Here is a 19,387-nt window from a genome sequence, read left to right as displayed (position 1 = left end):
CGTTGACGTTGTGCCAGCCTACATCCGGCCAAATCTCGCCCGGATCAGCGCAAACACCCCATAGCTGATCAGGCCCGCTGCAATGACCGTCAGGAGGTAGGGGCCAGCCGCGTGGTCCCGGAGCGCCTTCAGGCTGCCGTCCAGGCCGGTGGATTCGCCTGGCCGGTTGGTGGCGGCTGCCACGATGAACAGCAGTCCCACAAGGATCAGGGCGACGCCCTTGGCGGCATGGCCGGCAACGCCCAGCGCGCTGATCACCTGTCCGCGGCGGGTGCCTTCAAAATGGTGCAACTCGTCCTTGAACTGCTTGCGGATGCCCTTAACGATGAAATAGATTCCGATGCCGATGATCGTCAGCCCCAGCGCGATGAGCGCGGGTACACCGAGCGGACTCCGGATCAGGGTTGTGCTGAAGTCCCTGGTGGAGTCCCCGGAGTCACCGCGCATGCCCACCGCGAAGCCCGCGAAAGTGAGCCCTACGCTGCCGTAGGCCACGGCAAGGAATCCGGAGGAGATGAACTTGCCGGCCCGCTGGCCTGCCGGCAGGTGACGGGCGCGGAGGGTGGCTTCGCTGAGTTGCCACACCGCCAGTCCCGCGCAACCGGTCAGCCCCGCCCACATGACGGCGGGACCCCACGGATTCGCGGCAAGCTGCTCTATGGCTCCCGTCGGCTCGGCCTGTCCCGGTTGGCCCAGCGCGAGGGCGATTGCGATGGCGCCGATCACGATGTGTAGCAGGGCCATGACCGCAAAACCGGACCGCGCGACGACGTCCAGCGCCTTGGTGTTCGAGGCCGCCTCGGCCGCATCCGCGGCCTCGGCCAGAGCTGTGTCTTCGTCCGCCATCGCTAGCCGTTCATGGGGCCTTCGGCGTGGACTTTATCTGCCCCGGGGCCCGTGAGTTTCACGGTGCAGCGGACAATGAGCTGGTCCGGTGCTGTATGGACATCGGCCAGAGTTTCGCCCGGGTTGATCACCGTGTAGGCCTCGGTGCCCTCCTCAACGCCGAAGCCCCGTGACGTGGCATCCTGGGTGGCGTTAGCAAGGGCATCGCGGCGCAGTTCGTCCAGGTACGCTTCGTCCCCGGACCGTGAGAGATCGCCAAATGCCCAACCGAAAAGCGTTCCGGAACCGTTCATGTCGCTGATTTTACGCATCCTTCACCCTACCAAGATATTGATAAGCGTGCTTACTATAGTTTCGGTATCCACTGACGTTAGGAAGATCATCATGGCAGGAAATCTTGTTGCCCGGTCCATTCACGACCTGACCGCGGGGGCGTGGTTCGGGGGCTCCCTCATGGGTGCCATCGGCCTCAACGGGGCAGCGGCTGCAGCCAAGGATCCGGCCGAGCGCACCCGGCTCTCCAGCCTGGGGTGGAAGAAGTGGGCACCGGTCCAGGCGGGTGCCTTTGCGGCGCACCTCCTGTCGGGCCTCGCCATCACGTGGGAGAACAAAGGCCGGACTGCAACACAGGAAGGCGTGGCCGGTCTCAACCTGTACAAGACGGCGGTCACCCTTACCGGCGCCGCCGTTACTTTGTACGCGGGAATCCTGGGCGGCAAGGTGGAGAGGCTCGCCGCTGAGGGTGCGGAGGGTGCCACCGAGCCCAGGTCCGACGCATCGGATGAGCTCAAGGCGGCCCAGAAGCAGTTGAAGATCCTGCAGTGGGCCATCCCGTTGTTTGCCGGCTGGGTCATCATCCTGGGTGCCAAGCACGGCGAAATGCAGCGGCCGAAGAACGTGCTGCAGGGCCTGCTGCACCGTTCCAGCTAGTAGGTCCGCGCCAGCTTGTAGGCTTCCGCCGGGCAACAACCGGCCTGTAGGACAAAAGTGGCCCGGACCCTTGGGGGGTCCGGGCCATTTTTTTCTGGCGTTCTGTGCGACTGTACTGCTCCGCCAGCTAGGTGCGGTTGCTGTCGGCTGGTGGAAGATCCGGGTTCATGGGCTCCAGCTCCGGTTTTTCCGCCGTCCAGACCTGGATGACTGCCCAGATCACGGCGGCCATGGGAACGGACAGCACCGCCCCGATGATGCCGGCCAGGATGGTTCCCGCGGTGAGGGCCATCAGGATGACCAGTGCATGGAGCTGGAGGGACTTGCCCATGACTATCGGCTGGAGCAGGTCGCCCTCCAGCTGGTTCACGGCGATCACCACGGCCACCACAATGAGCGCCACGATGGGGCCGTTGGCCACGAGCGCCACGAGGGCGGCCAGGATTCCCGCAACGGTGGCTCCCACGAGCGGGATGAAGGCGCCCAGGAAGACGATGATGGCCAGCGGGATGGCCAGCGGAACCTGCAGGATCAACAGCGCAGCGCCGATGGCCACCGTGTCCACGAGGGCAACGATGGCGGTGCCCCGGACGTAATCGCCCAGGACCTGGATGGTGCGGGCACCGGCGCGGCGCAGCCTGGCTTCGCGTTCGCCGGTGAAGGGCCGGAGGAAGAAGTTCCAGATCTTGGCGCCGTCCTTCAGGAAGAAGAACAGGATGACCACCATCAGGCCCGTGCCGGCCAGGAACTCGGTGATCACGGAGAGTCCGGTGATGGCTCCGGAGCGGACCTGGCTGCTGGTGGCGAACTCGACGATGCCCGTCCGGGCCTGCTCAAGCTGCTCGCGGTCCAGCGGGAAGGGACCGTTCAGGAGGAAGGACTCCAGCTCATCCAGGCCGGAGGACGCCTGGGTCACCAGCTCGCTCCACTGGCTTCGCACGGACACAACAATCACGGTGGTCACTCCCGCCAGCACCACCAGCAGGGCCACAAACGACAGGCCTGTTGCCACGCCGCCATGCATTCCGCGCCGGCGCAGGAAGTTCACGAACGGTCCGATGGCCGCGGCGAGGATCAGCGCTATGAGTACGGGAATGACGAGGAGGCGGATTTGGAGGAGGGCGTAGACAGACACCACCACCACGGTGAGGATCAGGAGGATTTGGGCCGAGCGGATGCCGACCCGGCCCAGGCCATCCGCCCAGAGATCCCGGCGTTTGCCTTCGACGCTGACTTCGACTGATCTGGCCAAGGGGTACTCCAATTCGTCGGCGTGCAGAAGCGGGAAGCCCGGTCCGGCTGCGACAAAAGCCGGGGGCTCCCGGAAGCTAAGCCTACTGATGTTGCGCCGGCTACAGCCCGAGCCACTCCGCGCAGGAGTTCAGGTTCCGGTTGACGCTGTCCACGGCGGCGGCCTCATCGTGGGCTTCGATGGCATCCACCAGCTTGCCGTGCCCTTCGTCGGGGAGCCCGTTGAAGCCGCTGCGGCGCTGCTGCCTCAGCAGGTCGGCGTGGAAGACGCCGCCAAAGCTGACGTACAGCTCGTGCAGCAGCGGATTGCCCGAGGCCTGCGCCACCAGGACGTGGTAATCCCAGTCGGCCCGGGCCCAGGCGGCGTAGTCCTCAGCGTGCCAGGCGTCATGGCGCTCATCGAGCAGCGCCCTCATGGCGGCGACGTGCTCTGGCTGTGCGTGGCGGGCGGCCAGCCGGGCGGCCTGCGTGTCGAGGCCCAGCCGGACCTCGAGGATGTGCTCCTGCTTGTGGTCCTTGTACATCCGCTGCGCGGCGCCGGAGATCTCGCTGGTGGCCCTGACGTACGTGCCGTCACCGCGGCGGACCTCCAGCATTCCGCTGTGGGCCAGCGCCTTGATGGCCTCGCGCAGTGTGCCGCGCGAGACGCCCAGCCGGGCCATCAGTTCAGGCTCGGACGGGATCTTCTGCTGCAGTTGCCATTCGCCGGAGTGGATCATCTCCCGGAGCTTGTCCGTGATTTCGTTGGCCAGTACGGGCCGGTGCGAAGCGGTGAGGGTCATGGCTTGGTCCTTGCCGTCAGTAGGTGCGCCACCACGATCTGTGCGAGGGCGATGGCCAGCAGCAAAATCAACGGTACCGTCCAGCCGCCCGTGGCGCTGTGCAGCAGCCCCATGCCGAAAGGGCCTGCCGTGGCGAGCAGGTACCCCACCGACTGCGCCAGCGTGGACATGGCGGTGGTTTCCGCCGTCGAACGCCCGCTCCGGCTGATCATCACCATGACCAGCGGGAAAATGCCCAGGCCGAACCCGAGCAGGACGGCCGGAACGGCGGCCAGGGCGGCGGGCAGCAGCATCAGGGCGGCCACGCCGAGGACCATGGTGACGCTGGCAAGGTAGAAGGCCGGGCGCAGCATCCGCGGCCGGGAGCCGATGGCCATCAGCACCATGCCGGCCGGAACGGAGACCAACTGCATCAGCCCGAACATCAGGCCGCTGTCCGTGGCGGTGAGCCCCGTGGTGGTGAGCATGTACGGGAACCAGCTGAGCACGGCGTAGGCCAGGAGCGCCTGGAGGGTGAAGATGGCGGTGAGCAGTGCGCCTTTGCGGGTCCGCAGGAGCGGCCACGGGGAAATGCGGGCGCCCCGGCCGGGGGCGGCATTCCGGTGTGCATGGAGCGCCACCGGGAGGAAGCCGAGGAAGGCGGCGACGGACAGCAGGCCGATGGATCCCAGCCCCGCCGAGGCCGAACCCAGCGACTGCGCCACCGGGACCACCAGCACGGCGGTGACCGTGGCGCCCGTGGTCATGGTGACCGTGTAGAGCGCCGTCATGAGGGACGTGCGGTGGGCATAGTGCTCGCGGATGAACGAGGGCATGGCCACGTTGCAGACGGCAAGCCCGGACATGCCCACCACCGTTCCGGCCAGCAGCATGCCGGTGGACGGGATGCCGCGCACCAGCAGGCCGGCGGCCAGCATCCCCAGGGCGAAGAGGATGGCCTTCTCCACGCCCATCCGGCGCGTCAGCCAGGACGTCGCTGCGCCGGCCAGCGCGAAACACAGTGTGGGAATGGAGGGGATCACGGCGGCAACGAACGCCCCGTACCCCAGGACTTCCTGGAGGTCGTGCAAGAGGGCGGCGGCTCCGGTGATGCCGGCGCGGAGGTTCAGTCCGATCAGCACCAAAGCAAGGATCCCGAGGACGACGACGGCGCGCGGCCGGGCAGCGCTGACCAGCGCGGTGGGTGAGGTGTCAGTTCCGGGTGGTGCCGTCGTCGTGGTTGCCATACTTAAACATTAGACGTTAGACGTTTGATGTTTGTAAAGAAGTGGGGAACCTCTCGTGGGGCCCGGGTTCCTAACCCTGCTGCCGCTGCGAGAGCCGCTGGACCGCCAGCGCCAGCCAGAGCTGCACGCGGTCCTGGGTCTGGGCGGGGTCGTACCCGGTCAGCTCGGTGATCTGCGCGAGCCGGTACCGCACGGTGTTGCGGTGCAGCGTCAGCGCTTCGGCGACAGCCGCCACTGAGCCGTTGTTGTTCAGGTAGCTTTCCAGCGTGGCCATCAGCTCGGCCCCGTGCAGGGCATCGAAGTTCCGCAGCGGGTTGAGCGACTCATTCGCCATGTCCGCCAGCGGTACGTCCTCGCTGGCCAGCAGCAGCGACGTCAGGCTGAGCCGCTCGGGCTCGTTGACGGGCAGGCCGTGGCTCGCCGCATCGCGGGCCTCGAAGTAGCTCCAGCGCAGCCCGTTGGGCTTGGTGTACGCGCCGCCGATGCCGATCGTGGCATGGATGCCGGCTTCCGCCAGGTGGTCGCTGAGGCTCTTGGCCAGCGCGCTGGCGCCGCTGCCGTCGTCGTGGACCACGATGATCAGGTCCTTCCCGACGACGGCGGTCACCCCGTGTTCCAGGGGGCGCGGCACCGAGGAGCTCGCCAGCTGCTTGGGGTGCGCCGCGGACTCGGCGAGGAGGACCACGCTTTTCCGGGTGCTGTTGACGCCGATACCGGCGAGACGCCGGGACGCCTCGCTGGATTCCAGGGTCCCGTGGATCACGTCCTCCAGCACCTGGCCGGACAAGGCCCGCTGGGCCTGCCGCTGTTTGACCATGTTGTTCAGTTCGACGCTAATCAGGTTCTGGGCGTAGCCCACGATGCCGGAATCCTCGAAAGGCTGCCGGACCCAGAGGGTGCACGCGTCGCGCCGGCCGGTGGGGATGGGGTAGGACGCCCACGTGTCGGCCGTGGGCGCGGGGTTCCCGGGCACGCTGTTGTACAGCTGCGCCGTGAACTGGGTCAGGACGATGTCCGTGCGCAGCATGGAGCCGAGGTTCTTGAGGAGTTCGGCGAGGCCGCCGCCGGTCAGCAGGGCGCGGGCCAGGATCTGGTGGCCCGCGATGAGCCGTTCCAGCTTGGCGTAATGGTCCGCGGACTGGGCGTCCGCCACCAGCTTGGTGATCGCAATGAACGGCGTTTCGTACGGGACTTCCACCACGGGAAGGCCCCAGCGGTTTGCCTCGGCAACCAGTGCCGGCGGAACGGCGTCGTGCGTCAGCCCGACACCGAAGCCGATCCCCACCGCACCGGCCCGCTGCACCTGCCGCACAAAACGGCGCTGGTCCGGGGCAGCCTTCAGCCGCATGCCCGTGGTGAGCACCAGCTCACCGCCGTTGAGGAAGCGCTGCGGATCCTCCTGCTCGGTGACGGCGACCCACTGGATGTCCTGGTGCCACGTCGTCTCGGCCAGGCCGGATTTGACGAGCTTGAGCGACTGGACGCCCAGCAGGGCGGCGAGGGAAATTGCCATGGATTCAGGATAACTGCGAGCTGGTCAACCGCACTAAAGGATTCCGGGGATGGTGTGCAGGTGGCTATTCCTTGCGTGGGCGGGCTGGCATAGGCTCGTGACCAGTCGCAATACTGGGCCGGTTGCAAAACCGGCTGCAGAAACCAGCATGAAAGAGGTTGTACACCGTGGTCCAAACCTTGCAGAACTTCATCAACGGCGAGTTCGTCACGCCCGCAGGCACCGGCCTGCTGGACATCGTGAACCCCACCAACGGTGAAGTGGTGGCGAAGTCGCCCGTCTCGGTGCAGGCCGACGTCGACGCCGCCATGAAGGCCGCCAGCGACGCTTTCAAGACCTGGAAGCACGTCACCCCGGGCCAGCGCCAGCTGATGCTCCTCAAACTTGCCGACGCCGTCGAAGCCAACAGCGACGAGCTCGTGGAAGCCCAGCACCGCAACACCGGCCAGGTCCGTTCGCTGATCGCGTCCGAGGAAGTGGCCGCCGGCGCCGACCAGCTGCGCTTCTTCGCCGGCGCCGCCCGCATCCTCGAAGGCAAATCCGCCGGCGAGTACTTCGAGGGCCACACCTCCTACGTGCGCCGCGAACCCATCGGCGTTGTGGCCCAGGTTGCCCCCTGGAACTACCCGTTCCTGATGGCCATCTGGAAGATCGGTCCCGCGCTCGCGGCCGGCAACACCGTGGTGCTCAAGCCCTCGGACACCACCCCCGAATCCACCCTGGTCCTGGCCCGCCTCGCCGGCGGGATCTTCCCGGCAGGCGTCCTCAACGTGGTTTTGGGCACCGGCGAAACCGGCGCCATGATGGTGGAGCACAAGGTCCCCGGCCTTGTTTCCATCACCGGATCCGTCCGCGCCGGCATCGCCGTCGCTTCGGGAGCGGCCAAGGGCCTCAAGCGCGCGCACCTGGAGCTGGGCGGCAAAGCCCCGGCCATCGTGTTCAAGGACGCCGACATCAAGAAGAGCGCCGCGGCTATTGCCGAGTTCGCCTTCTTCAATGCCGGCCAGGACTGCACGGCGATCACACGAGTGCTGGTTGAGGACTCCGTGCACGACGACGTCGTGGCGGCCATGGTGGAACACACCAGGACCCTGCACACAGGCTCGCAGAACGACGAAGACAACTACTTCGGCCCGCTCAACAACGTGAACCACTTCAACGCCGTGACGTCGGTGGTGGAGCACCTGCCCGAGAACTGCAGGATTGTCACCGGCGGCCACCGCGCGGGGGAAAAGGGCTTCTTCTTCGAGCCCACCATCGTCACCGGCGCCAAGCAGACGGATGACATCGTCCAGAAGGAAACCTTCGGACCGGTCATCACGGTGCAAAAATTCAGCACCGAGGCCGAAGCCGTGGAGCTGGCGAACGACGTCGACTACGCCCTGGCCTCCAGCGTCTGGACCACCGACCACGGCACCGCCATGCGCGTCAGCCGCGATCTGGACTTCGGCGCGGTGTGGATCAACACGCACATCCTGCTGACGGCCGAAATGCCGCACGGCGGCTTCAAGCAGTCCGGCTACGGCAAGGACCTCTCCATGTATGGCGTCGAGGACTACACGCGCATCAAGCACGTGATGTCTGCACTCGATGCATGACGCAGCCGCATGACCCAGATGCATGACCCAGCCGCGTAACCCAGCGGCATAACTCTCCCCACGACTTTCCAGAAAGGCATTCCCATGACTGCAACCGCCCATGACATCACCTACCGTCTCGAGCAGAAGCGCCGCGTCCAGGCAGACTTCCCGGGTCCCAAGTCCGTTGCCCTGACCGAGCGCCGCAAGGCCGTCGTGGCAGCCGGCGTCGCCTCCAGCGTCCCCGTGTTTGTTTCCGACGCCGACGGCGGCATCATCCACGACGTGGACGGCAACTCGTTCATCGACCTCGGTTCCGGCATCGCGGTGACCAGCGTGGGCGCGTCCGATCCCGCCGTTGTCGGGGCCGTGAAGGAAGCCGTGGAGCACTTCACCCACACCTGCTTCATGGTCACCCCGTACGAGGGCTACGTGGCCGTCGCCGAGCAGCTGAACCGCCTCACCCCGGGCGACCACGAAAAGCGCACCGTGCTGTTCAACTCCGGTGCCGAAGCGGTGGAAAATGCTGTCAAGGTGGCCCGCCTGGCCACCGGCCGCGACGCCGTCGTCGCCTTTGACCACGCCTACCACGGCCGCACCAACCTGACCATGGCGCTGACTGCCAAGGCCATGCCGTACAAGACCAACTTCGGCCCGTTCGCGCCCGAGGTCTACCGCATGCCCATGAGCTACCCGTTCCGCGAGGAAAACCCCTCGATCACCGGTGCCGAGGCCGCCAAGCGCGCCATCACCATGATCGAAAAGCAGATCGGCGGGGAGCAGGTTGCCGCGATCATCATCGAGCCGATCCAGGGCGAGGGCGGCTTCATCGTCCCGGCCGAGGGCTTCCTGCCGGCACTGGCCGCCTGGGCCAAGGAAAAGGGCATCGTCTTCATCGCCGATGAAGTGCAGTCCGGCTTCTGCCGCACCGGCGAATGGTTCGCCGTCAACCACGAGGGTGTTGTCCCGGACATCATCACCATGGCCAAGGGCATCGCCGGCGGCATGCCGCTGTCCGCTATCACCGGACGCGCCGACCTGCTCGACGCCGTCCACCCGGGCGGCCTGGGCGGCACCTACGGCGGCAACCCGGTTGCCTGCGCCGCTGCCCTCGCCTCCATCGGCTCCATGGAGGAATACGACCTCAACGCCCGCGCCAAGCACATCGAGGAACTGGCCACCGGCCGGCTCCGCGAGCTCCAGGCCGAGCTTACGGCTTCGGGGACATCCGTCATCGGCGACATCCGCGGACGCGGCGCCATGCTGGCCATCGAGCTGGTGCAGGCCGGGTCCAAGGAACCGAACCCGGAGCTGACCAAGGCCGTTGCCGCCGCCTGCCTCAAGGAAGGCGTCATCATCCTCACCTGCGGCACCTACGGCAATGTCATCAGGCTGCTCCCGCCGCTGGTCATCGGCGATGAGCTGCTGCTCGACGGCCTCGAGGTGCTGGCAGCTGCCATCAAGGCTCACGCCTAGCCACGACCGGACGCTACCGAAGAGCCGCAGACCCAGCGTCTGCGGCTCTTTTGTGTCCGCCGCCGCCTGCGCGGACGTCCGGGGTGTTTCGGGCCGAATGTCACCTCTGATTTGTGCCCTTGTGGGCTAGAGTCAGCAGTACCACTGCAGGAACGCAGACCGGCCGACGTCGCCCGGGAACCCCGGGCGAGGCTGGATTCTGCCCCAGACCCACAAAGGGGTTCACCCATGCGATACGTAGTTGGCTACACACCAAACGAGCGCGGCGCCGATGCAGTTGCCCTGGCGTCCGCACTGGCCCGGGCTCAGGGCGCGCAGCTCGATCTCGTCTATGTGGTGGACAAAGGGCTGCATGTTGCGCACGAGGTTGCGAGCGGCCATGACCTCGCCCGCGAAAAGGCCGTCCAGGACGCGCAACGCGAAGGCCTCAGCCTGGTCCCGGAGGAGGTGCCCGTTGAATTCCACGCGCGCCACGCCGAGTCGTTCGCCGCAGGACTGATCGAGGCCGCCGTCGAGTACCAGGCCGGGCTCATCGTGGTGGGTGCGGCGAGCAACGGGCTGTTCAAACGCCACACCGTGGGCACTGTTGCCAACGCCCTCCTGCACGCGTCACCGGTTCCCGTGGCGCTGGCTCCGCGCGGATACCGCCGGACCGAGCCGATCTCCCGGCTGACCCTCGCGGTGGGCCAGCGCGCCGGCGCTGAAGCCGCGATCGACGTCGCCATCGGAGCCGCAGAGCGCCGCAGCGTTCCGCTGCGGATGGTGTCCCTGGTGGAGCTCGACGCTGAAGGCGACCCGGGGGAAGTGGTCAACGCGGCGCACATCCATGCGAATACTGTGCTCACCGAAGCCTCGCGGCGCCTCCCTGAAGGGCATCAGGTCACCGTGGAGGTGGCACACGGACGCACCATCGAGGAATGCATCGACGACCTCGAATGGGACGACGGTGAGATCCTGATCGTGGGATCCTCGCGCCTCGCAGAGCGGAACAAGCTGTTCATCGGCAGCACGGCCAACAAGGTGCTCCGCGCACTGCCGGTGCCCATGGTGGTCATCCCGCGCGAGCACCAGCGGATAGACACCGCGATGGCGCCCTGACCCCTACAGCGCGAACGGGCAGATAATGCCCCCTGCAAGCGAAAAAACAGGGCATTATCTGCCCGTTCGCGCTGGTCTGTGTTCGCGCTGGTCTGTGTTCGCGCCGGTCTGCGGGGCTACAGCGCTCCGGCCAGGGCACGCTTCCTCGCCACGGAGTTCCGCCGGGTCGCCGCCAGCATGTCCACGGTCAGGACCAGCAGCGCCAGCCAGACCACGCCGAAGCCGATCCAGCGGTCCAGGGTCATGGTTTCCTTGAACACCACCAGGGCCACGATGAACTGAAGCACCGGGGCGAAGTACTGCAGCAGCCCGATGGTTGTCATGGGCAGGCGGCGGGCGGAGGCTCCGAAGAACAGCAGCGGCACGGCCGTGATCACGCCTGAGGAGACCAGCAGCCAGAAGTGCCCCGAACCGTGAGTGCCAAGGGTCGCCGCACCGCTGACGGCCAGGAAAATCATGGTGGCAGCCGCCAGGGGAGTGAGCACCACCGTCTCCATCGTCAGGCTGGTGATGGCGTCCGCCTTGGGACCGATCCGTTTCTTCACGAAGCCGTAGAGCCCGAAGCTCACCGCCAGCGTCAGCGCGATCCATGGGAGTTTGCCGTACGAAATCGTCAGGACCACCACGGCGATGAAGCCGATCCCGACGGCGGCCCACTGGAGCGGACGCAGCGTTTCCTTCAGCACAAACACGCCCAGCAAAACGGAGACGAGCGGGTTGATGAAGTAGCCCAGGGACGCCTCCACGGCCTGGCCGGTGGTCACGCCGTAGGTATACGTCAGCCAGTTCACCGCGATCAGGGCCGCGGCGATGGAGAGCGTGCCGAGAACCGTCCGGTTCCGGAAGGCGGCTGCCAGGACGCGCCAGGACCGGGTCACCGTGATCAGCAGCGTGCAGAACACCAGCGACCACACCACCCGGTTGGCGACGATTTCCACCGCACCGGCGGGCTGCAGGACGAAGAAGTACAGGGGCAGCAGCCCCCAGAGGCCGTACGCGCCGATCCCGAAGAGGACGCCCGCCGTCGTGTCCTTGTCCACTGCCTTAAGGGCGACGCCGGGCGTGGTCAGGGCGGTTGAAGCGGCGGTTCCGTTTGGTCTAGGCACACGATCAATAACACCACCTCCGCGGGCGGTATTCCGCCAGCCCGGCACCGATTCCCGGGAACGGCACGCGCGGGACTTGCAGTACTCAGTATGCTGACCACTATGAACGCGCTTCCCCGGAAGGGTCCCCGATGAGGCTCCGCCACAGCAACGCCTCGGGCAGGGGCTACCGGCGCCTGGCCGCGGGGACCGGTTTCACCTACCGCGACCTGGACGGTTCCACCCTGCCCCCGGGCCCGGTCCGGGAACGGCTGGAGAGCATCGGCATTCCGCCGGCCTGGACCGATGTGTGGATCGCGCCCTACGACAACGGGCACATCCAGGCCACCGGACTCGACGCCGTGGGCCGCCGGCAGTACATCTACCACCCTGCCTGGCGGGAAAAGAAGGACCGGCTCAAGTTCGACCGTGCCCTCCAGCTCGCCGAATCACTGCCGAGCGCGCGCAGGCGGGTCACCATGGACCTCCGCAGCGACGGGTTCTCCCGCGAACGCGTCCTGGCCGGTGCCTTCAGGATGCTGGACAGCGGCTCGCTCCGGGTGGGATCCGAGCGCTACACCAACGAGAACGGCAGCCACGGCCTGGCCACCCTGCTGTGCGCGCACGTGAAAGTGAAGCAGGAGAGCCTCCGGCTCAGTTTTCCCGCCAAAAGCGGCAAGACCTGGGATTCGGAGATCGACGACGCCGACCTCGCCGCCCTGGTCCGCTCGCTTAAGCGCCGCGGGGGTAACGCCAGGCTGCTGGCGTACAAGAACGGGCGCAGCTGGCATCTCGTGGGCAGCGCGGAGATCAACGAATACGTCAAGGAACGCACCGGCGCGGACTTCACCGCCAAGGACTTCCGGACGCTCCGGGGGACCGTGGCCGCTGCCGTGAGCCTGGCCCGGACCGGCCCGCAGGCCACCGTGGCGGCGAGGAAGCGGGCCATCAGCCTGGCGATGCAGGACGCTGCGGCAGTGCTGGGGAACACGCCGTCGATCGCCCGCAAGAGCTATGTGGATCCGCGGCTGCTGGACCACTATTCCGCGGGGGAGACCATCGATCCCCACCGGACGGGTTCGGCCGAAGCGGAACTCCGAGCCCTGCTGTACCGCGAGGGGGACGTCGTATCAATTAACAGCTCCGCAGGGAAAGCGAGCTGACCACTTAGAATGGGGATTTGTGCGCTAAGTGACTTGGCGCAGTCTCTCAGTTCTGGAAGGGCTCCCGGTGTCCAACTCGGCCGCAACCACCCCCAAACGTCCCCTCCGCGTCGCGATCGTCGGCGCCGGACCGGCAGGCGTCTACGCCGCGGACATCCTGACCAAATCCAATGAGGTAAAGGACGGCGATTTCGAAGTCAGCATTGACCTCTTCGAGGCCTACCCGGCGCCCTACGGCCTGATCCGCTACGGCGTGGCCCCTGACCACCCGCGCATCAAGGGCATCGTGAATGCCCTGCACAAGGTCCTGGACCGCGGCGACATCCGGTTCCTGGGCAACGTGACGTACGGCCGCGACCTGAAGCTTCACGATTTCCGTGCCTTCTACGACGCCGTCATCTTCTCCACGGGAGCCATCAAGGACGCGGACCTCAACATTCCCGGCGTCGAGCTTGACGGATCATTCGGCGGCGCGGACTTCGTCTCGTGGTACGACGGCCACCCGGACGTTTCCCGCGAATGGCCGCTGGACGCCAAGGAGATCGCGGTGATCGGCAACGGCAACGTGGCCCTGGACGTGGCCCGCATGCTGGTGAAGCACGCGGACGAGCTGCTGTCCACGGAAATTCCGGACAACGTCTACCAGGCGTTGAAAAACTCCCCGGTCACGGACGTGCACGTCTTCGGCCGCCGCGGCCCCGCCCAGGTGAAGTTCACCCCGCTGGAACTGCGCGAGCTGAGCCACGCCAAGGACGTCGACATTGTGCTCTACCCGGAGGACTTCGAGTTCGACGAAGCCTCAGAGGAAGCCATCCGCACCAACAACCAGACCAAGACCATGGTGAACACCATGACCAACTGGCTGGTGGAAGAGCACGCGGAGGCCGAGGTGCCCTCATCCCGCCGGCTCCACCTGCACTTCCTGCACAGCCCCGTGGAGATTTACGATGCCGCCGGCAACACGTCCGGCACCGGCACAGTAGCCGGCATCAAGTTTGAGCGCATGCAGCTCGACGGCACAGGCAATGTCAAGGGCACGGGGGAATACATCGACTACCCGGTCCAGGCTGTTTACCGGGCCATCGGCTATCACGGCTCGCCGCTGGATGAACTGGAATACGATGCCAAAGCCGGTGTGATTCCCAACGAGGGCGGCCGCGTGCTGGACGCCGACGGCAACCCCGTCCCGGGGATCTACGCCACGGGCTGGATCAAGCGCGGCCCGGTGGGCCTGATCGGGCACACGAAGGGCGACGCACTGGAGACCATCGGCTGCCTGCTGGAGGACCGGCTGACGCTGCCGCCGGCGAAGAATCCGGATCCGCACGCCATTATTGCCCTGCTTGAGGAGCGCGGCGTGGAGTACACCACCTGGGAAGGCTGGAACCGGCTCGACGCGCACGAAGCAGCCCTCGGAAAGGCGTGGACCGAAGCGGAGGCGGACACCGGCGTCGTGCGTGAACGCGTGAAGGTTGTGCCGCGTGAGGAAATGATCCGCATCTCCCGCGGCTCCGACGACTGACGCCGCACCATCCAGGAGTTTTTGTCCACTTATCGCGACTTCCGGGGCCCTTGACTCCCATTAGCTGGACAAAAACTCGTCTGGCGGAGAACTGGTGGCGGAGGGGCCGGGCGGGAACTAGACTGTGCGGACCAAGCCACTTCGGCATGCCGTCACGCCTGGCACACTGTTGTGCCGGCAGGGGAGTCCAATGAGGAATACCACGCACCCGGCAGTCCCTGGCACCGCAGGCAGCAGCGATGCTGCGGCGCTGCGCCAACGGGACGCACTCGCGGGCCACGAGCTGCTGGCCGGGCCCGTCCCGCTGAGCGCCAGTAGCGCCGGCCTCGCGAGCAGCATGCGCGTGCCCGGACTGCGTGTGCCCGGACTGCGCAGCCTGGTGGAGGAATCGTGGCAGCGCTCAGTCCAGTTCCGCGCGAACCCGGACAACCCGGAAGCGCCCTTGGCACTGGACCAGGAAGAGCTCGAGGAATACCGCCGGCAGCACCCGCTGGCCACCATCATGCCCGTCATCCATAAGCTCCTGGTCCTGCCCAGCCACGACAGCGGCCTGCTGGTTGCCGTGGGTGATGAGGTGGGCCGCCTGCTGTGGGTGGAGGGCGACGCCGTGATGCAGCGCCGGGCCGAAGGCATGATGTTCGTGGCTGGCGCCGACTGGTCCGAGGCCAGTGTTGGCACCAGCGCCCCGGGCACCGCGCTCGCGCTGGGCCGCAGTATCCAGATTGCCGGCGCCGAGCACTACAAACGCTCCGTCCATCCGTGGAGCTGCACGGCCGTGCCGTTCCACGACCCCGATTCCGGAGCCCTGCTGGGCGTAGTGGACATCACCGGCACCGAATCCGCCGTTGCACCGCACACGCTCTCCCTCGTGGAAGCCACCGTGGCGGCGGCCCAGGCCCAGTTGCGGGTGGAGCGGCTCCAGCTGGCGGCGGCGCGCCAGGCGGCACCGGCACGACGGCGGACGACGGCGTCCGCGGGACGGGCGGCGTCCGCTGCAGGCACCGGAAGCCTCTACCGCAACAGCCTCCAGCTCCTCGGCCGGGACCAGGCACTGCTCAGCATCGAAGGCCGCACCGTGGCGCTCTCTGCCCGGCACAGCGAAATCCTGGCGCTGCTCAGCGTCCATCCGGACGGGCTCAGCGCGGAGGAGCTCTGCACCCTGCTGTACCCGGGCGAGGGCACGTCCATGACGCTCCGTCCCGAGATGGTGCGCCTGCGCAAGGTCCTGCAGCAGCTCAGCCCGGACGCCGTGCCCGGCTCGCGCCCTTACCGGCTGCCCGTGGACCTGATGCCGGATTCCAGCCAGGTGCTCAACTGCCTGCAGCGCGGCGCGCACCGGATCGCGTTGGAGATCTACCGCGGCGCCGTGCTGCCCCGCTCGGAGGCGCCGGGCATCATCGACCTCAGGGACCGTGTTTCCTCGCTGCTGCGGGAAGCGGTGCTCACCGACGGCAGCGCCGATGCGCTGCTGAAGTACGCGGAACTGCCGGAAGCAAAGAACGACGTCGGTGTCCGCCTCGCCGCGCTTAAGCTGCTGCCGCCGCGCTCGCCGAAGCGGGCCGCCGTCGTCGCCGATCTTGAACGGCTGGAAACCGAACTCAGCGCCTGACCTCCCGCCACGTGAGCTGACTCACATGGTTGCAACCTGACTGCAACCTCCCCGCTCCTACGCTGAATGCAACGGCGGCCGCCAGCACAGGCCGCTGATCATCTGCACAGCAAAGGAGCTAGCAATGACTGTCTATGCACAGCCCGGTACCGAAGGTTCGAAGGTTACGTTCAAGGACCGCTACGAGAACTGGATCGGCGGCGAGTGGGTTGCCCCCGTCAAGGGCCAGTACTTCGAGAACATCACCCCGGTTACCGGCAAGGCATTCTGCGAGGTGGCCCGCGGCACGGCCGAGGACATCGAACTGGCACTCGACGCCGCCCACAAGATCGCGCCCTCCTGGGGCAAGACCTCCGTCGCCGAGCGCGCAGCCATCCTGAACAAGATCGCGGACCGCATCGACGAGAACCTCGAAATGCTGGCCGTGGCCGAGTCCTGGGACAACGGCAAGCCGATCCGCGAAACCCTCAACGCGGACATCCCGCTGGCCGCCGACCACTTCCGCTACTTCGCCTCCGCCGTCCGCGCCCAGGAAGGCCGCCTGTCCCAGCTCGATGAGGACACCACGGCCTACCACTACCACGAGCCCCTCGGCGTCGTGGGCCAGATCATTCCGTGGAACTTCCCCATCCTGATGGCCGTATGGAAGCTCGCTCCGGCCCTGGCCGCCGGCAACGCCGTGGTCCTCAAACCGGCCGAGCAGACGCCGTCGTCCATCCTGGTCCTGATGGAACTCATCGGCGACCTGCTGCCTGCCGGCGTGCTCAACGTGGTCAACGGCTTCGGCGTCGAGGCCGGCAAGCCTTTGGCGTCAAGCCCGCGGATCCGGAAGATTGCCTTCACCGGCGAGACGTCCACTGGCCGGCTGATCAGCCAGTACGCCAGTCAGAACCTGATCCCGGTCACCCTGGAGCTCGGCGGCAAGAGCCCGAACATCTTCTTCAACGACGTTGCCGAGTCCGACGACGCGTTCTATGACAAGGCACAGGAAGGTTTCGCGCTGTTCGCCTTCAACCAGGGCGAAGTCTGCACCTGCCCCTCCCGCGCCCTGGTCCAGGACGACATCTACGACTCCTTCATGGCCGACGCCGTGGCCCGTGTGGAGAAGATGATTCAAGGCAACCCGCTGGACACCGAAACCCAGGTGGGCGCACAGGCCTCCAACGACCAGCTGGAAAAGATCCTCTCCTACATCGATATCGGCAAGCAGGAAGGCGCCAAGGTGCTCACCGGCGGCGCCCGTGCCCAGCTGGAAGGCGACCTGGCCGGCGGGTACTACGTCCAGCCCACCGTCTTCGAAGGCCACAACAAGATGAGGATCTTCCAGGAGGAGATCTTTGGACCTGTTGTGTCTGTCTCCCGCTTCAGCGACTACGACGACGCGATGGAAATCGCCAACGACACCCTCTACGGCCTCGGCGCCGGAGTCTGGTCGCGCAACGGCAACGTCGCGTACCGTGCGGGCCGCGAGATCCAGGCCGGCCGCGTCTGGGTCAACAACTACCACGCCTACCCTGCCGGCGCCGCGTTCGGCGGGTACAAGTCCTCCGGCATCGGACGTGAGAACCACTCCATGATGCTGGACCACTACCAGCAGACCAAGAACCTCCTGGTCAGCTACAACGAAAACAAGCTCGGCTTCTTCTAGGCCGCTCTGAGCCCGGGCGGGGACGGATTGCACGCATCCGTCCCCGCCCGCACCACCTGGCCACCCCTCAGGAAGGCAGCACGACCCTTTACCGCCCCCTCTAAAGCAATGCTTTAACGACGCAAGGATTTCGCCAATGACGACGACAATGCAAGCAGCCGTAGTAACCGAGTTCGGCAAGGATCTTCAGATCCAGACCCTCCCCATTCCCGCCCCGGGACGCGGTGAGGCGCTGGTCAAGGTCATCACCACCGGCGTCTGCCACACGGACCTTCACGCAGCCGAGGGCGACTGGCCGGTCAAGCCGACACCGCCGTTCATCCCCGGCCACGAAGGCGTAGGCGAAGTGGTCGCAGTGGGAGAAGGCGTCACTGATTTGGCTGTCGGAGACCTCGTGGGCAACGCCTGGCTCTGGTCCGCCTGCGGTGACTGCCAGTACTGCCGCACCGGCTGGGAGACGTTGTGTGAAGCCCAGAAGAACGCCGGCTACAGCGTGGACGGCTCGTTCGGCGAATACATGCTCGTGGACACGCGTTTCGCCGCCCGCATCCCGGCGGGCTCGGACCCCGTTGAAGTCGCACCGGTGCTTTGCGCCGGCGTCACTGTCTACAAGGGCCTGAAGATGACCGAAGCCAAGCCCGGACAGTGGGTCACCATCTCCGGCATCGGCGGACTCGGGCACATCGCCGTCCAGTACGCCGTGGCGATGGGCCTGCGGGTTGCCGCCGTGGATATCGCTGACGACAAACTCGCCCTCGCCAAGAAACACGGCGCGGAACTGACCGTCAACGCCCTCCATGAGGATCCGGTGGAAGTCATTCAGCGCGAAACCGGAGGTTGCCATGGAGTCCTGGTCACTGCAGTGCACCCGTCAGCCTTCGGCCAGGCGATCGGGATGGCCCGGCGGGGCGGCACGATCGTGTTCAACGGCCTGCCGCCGGGCGACTTCCCGGCGCCGATCTTCGAGATTGTGCTCAAGGGCCTGACTGTCCGCGGCTCGATCGTGGGTACGCGGCAGGACCTGGAGGAAGCCTTGGATTTCTACGCCCAGGGCAAGATCCACCCCACGGTTTCCACCCGGGAACTCTCGGAAGTCAACGCCGTTCTTGACGAGATGAAGCACGCCAAGATCGACGGCCGCGTCGTCATCAAGTACTGATGTCGGAGGCGAGGCTTCATGCCGCAGTGACGTTGCCCGGGGAGGACATCTCCCGGGTGGCGCTCACCGCCGAAGCGGTGGAGCTGCTCAGGAAACTCTGGATCCAGCACGGGCCCCTGATGTTCCACCAGTCCGGCGGCTGCTGCGACGGATCCTCGCCCATGTGTTATCCGGCCGGGGAGTTCATCACCGCTGACGCGGACGTCCTCCTGGGGCTGTTCGACATCGCCGACGGCGTGCAGCCGCAGCCCCTCGAGTTCTGGATGTCCAGGGAGCAGTTCAGTTACTGGAGCCACACCCACCTGACCGTGGACGTGGTCCAGGGCCGGGGGAGCGGGTTCTCGGTCGAGGCGCCGGAAGGCAAGCGGTTCCTCATCAGGTCGACGCTGATGGACTGGCCGGTCTGAGCGGCCCGGCCCGGCAGAACGTCCCGGCCCTGCAGCCCCGCCCAAACAGAGCGCGAACGAACACTTGAGGCCCCCCTCGCGAGGGGCCCCAAGTG

General features: G+C 66.6%; 17 protein-coding genes. 10 read left to right on the top strand and 7 right to left on the bottom strand.

The window, feature by feature from the left end; all coding sequences use genetic code 11:
* Nucleotides 1-18 precede the first annotated feature (18 nt).
* Nucleotides 19-846, bottom strand: coding sequence for a DUF1206 domain-containing protein (locus WMN78_RS12910; RefSeq protein ID WP_340534115.1), 828 nt, complete (start codon nt 844-846; stop codon nt 19-21).
* 2 nt (nt 847-848) lie between these two features.
* On the bottom strand, nt 849-1,139 hold the full coding sequence (locus tag WMN78_RS12905; protein ID WP_340534114.1) for a hypothetical protein: 291 nt from the start codon (nt 1,137-1,139) through the stop codon (nt 849-851).
* A gap of 91 nt (nt 1,140-1,230) precedes the next feature.
* Between WMN78_RS12905 and WMN78_RS12900 the strand changes: the two genes are divergently transcribed.
* Nucleotides 1,231-1,776, top strand: a complete 546-nt coding sequence (locus WMN78_RS12900) for a hypothetical protein (RefSeq protein WP_340534113.1) — start codon at nt 1,231-1,233, stop codon at nt 1,774-1,776.
* A 127-nt stretch (nt 1,777-1,903) separates the two neighbouring features.
* Here WMN78_RS12900 and WMN78_RS12895 read toward each other — a convergent pair whose 3' ends face one another.
* The 4 genes from WMN78_RS12895 to WMN78_RS12880 all read right to left on the bottom strand — a co-directional run bounded on the left by WMN78_RS12895 (nt 1,904) and on the right by WMN78_RS12880 (nt 6,548).
* Nucleotides 1,904-3,028: an AI-2E family transporter gene (locus WMN78_RS12895; protein ID WP_340534112.1), complete on the bottom strand. Its 1,125-nt coding sequence runs from the start codon at nt 3,026-3,028 to the stop codon at nt 1,904-1,906.
* Between the two features lie 100 nt (nt 3,029-3,128).
* Complete coding sequence (locus WMN78_RS12890; protein WP_340534111.1) at nt 3,129-3,809, bottom strand: FadR/GntR family transcriptional regulator; 681 nt, start codon at nt 3,807-3,809, stop codon at nt 3,129-3,131.
* Complete coding sequence (locus WMN78_RS12885) at nt 3,806-5,035, bottom strand: MFS transporter (RefSeq protein WP_340534110.1); 1,230 nt, start codon at nt 5,033-5,035, stop codon at nt 3,806-3,808. The genes WMN78_RS12890 and WMN78_RS12885 overlap by 4 nt, the downstream gene beginning before the upstream one ends.
* A 70-nt stretch (nt 5,036-5,105) precedes the next feature.
* Entirely contained in the window at nt 5,106-6,548 is a 1,443-nt protein-coding gene (locus WMN78_RS12880; RefSeq protein ID WP_340534109.1) for a PucR family transcriptional regulator, read from the bottom strand.
* 167 nt (nt 6,549-6,715) lie between these two features.
* Between WMN78_RS12880 and WMN78_RS12875 the strand changes: the two genes are divergently transcribed.
* From WMN78_RS12875 to WMN78_RS12865, 3 genes are all read left to right on the top strand, one after another.
* Complete coding sequence (locus WMN78_RS12875; protein WP_340534108.1) at nt 6,716-8,146, top strand: gamma-aminobutyraldehyde dehydrogenase; 1,431 nt, start codon at nt 6,716-6,718, stop codon at nt 8,144-8,146.
* A gap of 84 nt (nt 8,147-8,230) precedes the next feature.
* Nucleotides 8,231-9,601: a 4-aminobutyrate--2-oxoglutarate transaminase gene (gene gabT, locus WMN78_RS12870; RefSeq protein ID WP_340534107.1), complete on the top strand. Its 1,371-nt coding sequence runs from the start codon at nt 8,231-8,233 to the stop codon at nt 9,599-9,601.
* A gap of 228 nt (nt 9,602-9,829) precedes the next feature.
* Nucleotides 9,830-10,699, top strand: a complete 870-nt coding sequence (locus WMN78_RS12865) for a universal stress protein (protein ID WP_340534106.1) — start codon at nt 9,830-9,832, stop codon at nt 10,697-10,699.
* A gap of 116 nt (nt 10,700-10,815) precedes the next feature.
* Here the strand turns inward: WMN78_RS12865 and rarD are convergent, their stop codons facing one another.
* Entirely contained in the window at nt 10,816-11,805 is a 990-nt protein-coding gene (gene rarD / locus WMN78_RS12860; RefSeq protein WP_340534105.1) for an EamA family transporter RarD, read from the bottom strand.
* 131 nt (nt 11,806-11,936) lie between these two features.
* Between rarD and WMN78_RS12855 the strand changes: the two genes are divergently transcribed.
* The 6 genes from WMN78_RS12855 (at nt 11,937) to WMN78_RS12830 (ending at nt 19,292) form a co-directional block, all read left to right on the top strand.
* The gene (locus WMN78_RS12855; RefSeq protein ID WP_340534104.1) at nt 11,937-12,947 is read left to right on the top strand and encodes a DNA topoisomerase IB; all 1,011 of its coding nucleotides are present in this window, start codon (nt 11,937-11,939) and stop codon (nt 12,945-12,947) included.
* Between the two features lie 67 nt (nt 12,948-13,014).
* Nucleotides 13,015-14,469, top strand: coding sequence for an FAD-dependent oxidoreductase (locus WMN78_RS12850; protein ID WP_340534140.1), 1,455 nt, complete (start codon nt 13,015-13,017; stop codon nt 14,467-14,469).
* Nucleotides 14,470-14,659: 190 nt separating this feature from the next.
* Nucleotides 14,660-16,078, top strand: a complete 1,419-nt coding sequence (locus WMN78_RS12845) for a helix-turn-helix domain-containing protein (protein WP_340534103.1) — start codon at nt 14,660-14,662, stop codon at nt 16,076-16,078.
* A gap of 124 nt (nt 16,079-16,202) precedes the next feature.
* Nucleotides 16,203-17,726: an acetaldehyde dehydrogenase ExaC gene (exaC, locus tag WMN78_RS12840; protein WP_340534102.1), complete on the top strand. Its 1,524-nt coding sequence runs from the start codon at nt 16,203-16,205 to the stop codon at nt 17,724-17,726.
* 136 nt (nt 17,727-17,862) lie between these two features.
* A complete protein-coding gene (gene adhP, locus WMN78_RS12835) occupies nt 17,863-18,885 on the top strand; it encodes an alcohol dehydrogenase AdhP (protein WP_340534101.1) in 1,023 nt (340 codons plus the stop codon).
* Nucleotides 18,885-19,292 (top strand): DUF779 domain-containing protein, encoded by a 408-nt coding sequence (locus WMN78_RS12830; protein WP_340534100.1) that lies wholly within the window; start codon nt 18,885-18,887, stop codon nt 19,290-19,292. The genes adhP and WMN78_RS12830 overlap by 1 nt, the downstream gene beginning before the upstream one ends.
* The last annotated feature ends 95 nt before the right edge of the window (nt 19,293-19,387 follow it).

It is taken from the genome of Arthrobacter oryzae, from assembly GCF_037911235.1.
Lineage (GTDB): Bacteria > Actinomycetota > Actinomycetes > Actinomycetales > Micrococcaceae > Arthrobacter > Arthrobacter oryzae_E.
This window is presented reverse-complemented; position numbering and strand designations above follow the sequence as displayed.

Coding starts and splice junctions, on each gene's coding strand:
- adhP (WP_340534101.1), top strand. CDS start 17,863: ATGACGACGACAATGCAAGCAGCCGTAGTAACCGAGTTCGGCAAGGAT.
- gabT (WP_340534107.1), top strand. CDS start 8,231: ATGACTGCAACCGCCCATGACATCACCTACCGTCTCGAGCAGAAGCGC.
- WMN78_RS12910 (WP_340534115.1), bottom strand. CDS start 846: ATGGCGGACGAAGACACAGCTCTGGCCGAGGCCGCGGATGCGGCCGAG.
- WMN78_RS12855 (WP_340534104.1), top strand. CDS start 11,937: ATGAGGCTCCGCCACAGCAACGCCTCGGGCAGGGGCTACCGGCGCCTG.
- WMN78_RS12845 (WP_340534103.1), top strand. CDS start 14,660: ATGAGGAATACCACGCACCCGGCAGTCCCTGGCACCGCAGGCAGCAGC.
- WMN78_RS12890 (WP_340534111.1), bottom strand. CDS start 3,809: ATGACCCTCACCGCTTCGCACCGGCCCGTACTGGCCAACGAAATCACG.
- WMN78_RS12900 (WP_340534113.1), top strand. CDS start 1,231: ATGGCAGGAAATCTTGTTGCCCGGTCCATTCACGACCTGACCGCGGGG.
- WMN78_RS12865 (WP_340534106.1), top strand. CDS start 9,830: ATGCGATACGTAGTTGGCTACACACCAAACGAGCGCGGCGCCGATGCA.
- WMN78_RS12905 (WP_340534114.1), bottom strand. CDS start 1,139: ATGAACGGTTCCGGAACGCTTTTCGGTTGGGCATTTGGCGATCTCTCA.
- exaC (WP_340534102.1), top strand. CDS start 16,203: ATGACTGTCTATGCACAGCCCGGTACCGAAGGTTCGAAGGTTACGTTC.
- WMN78_RS12830 (WP_340534100.1), top strand. CDS start 18,885: ATGTCGGAGGCGAGGCTTCATGCCGCAGTGACGTTGCCCGGGGAGGAC.
- WMN78_RS12885 (WP_340534110.1), bottom strand. CDS start 5,035: ATGGCAACCACGACGACGGCACCACCCGGAACTGACACCTCACCCACC.
- WMN78_RS12880 (WP_340534109.1), bottom strand. CDS start 6,548: ATGGCAATTTCCCTCGCCGCCCTGCTGGGCGTCCAGTCGCTCAAGCTC.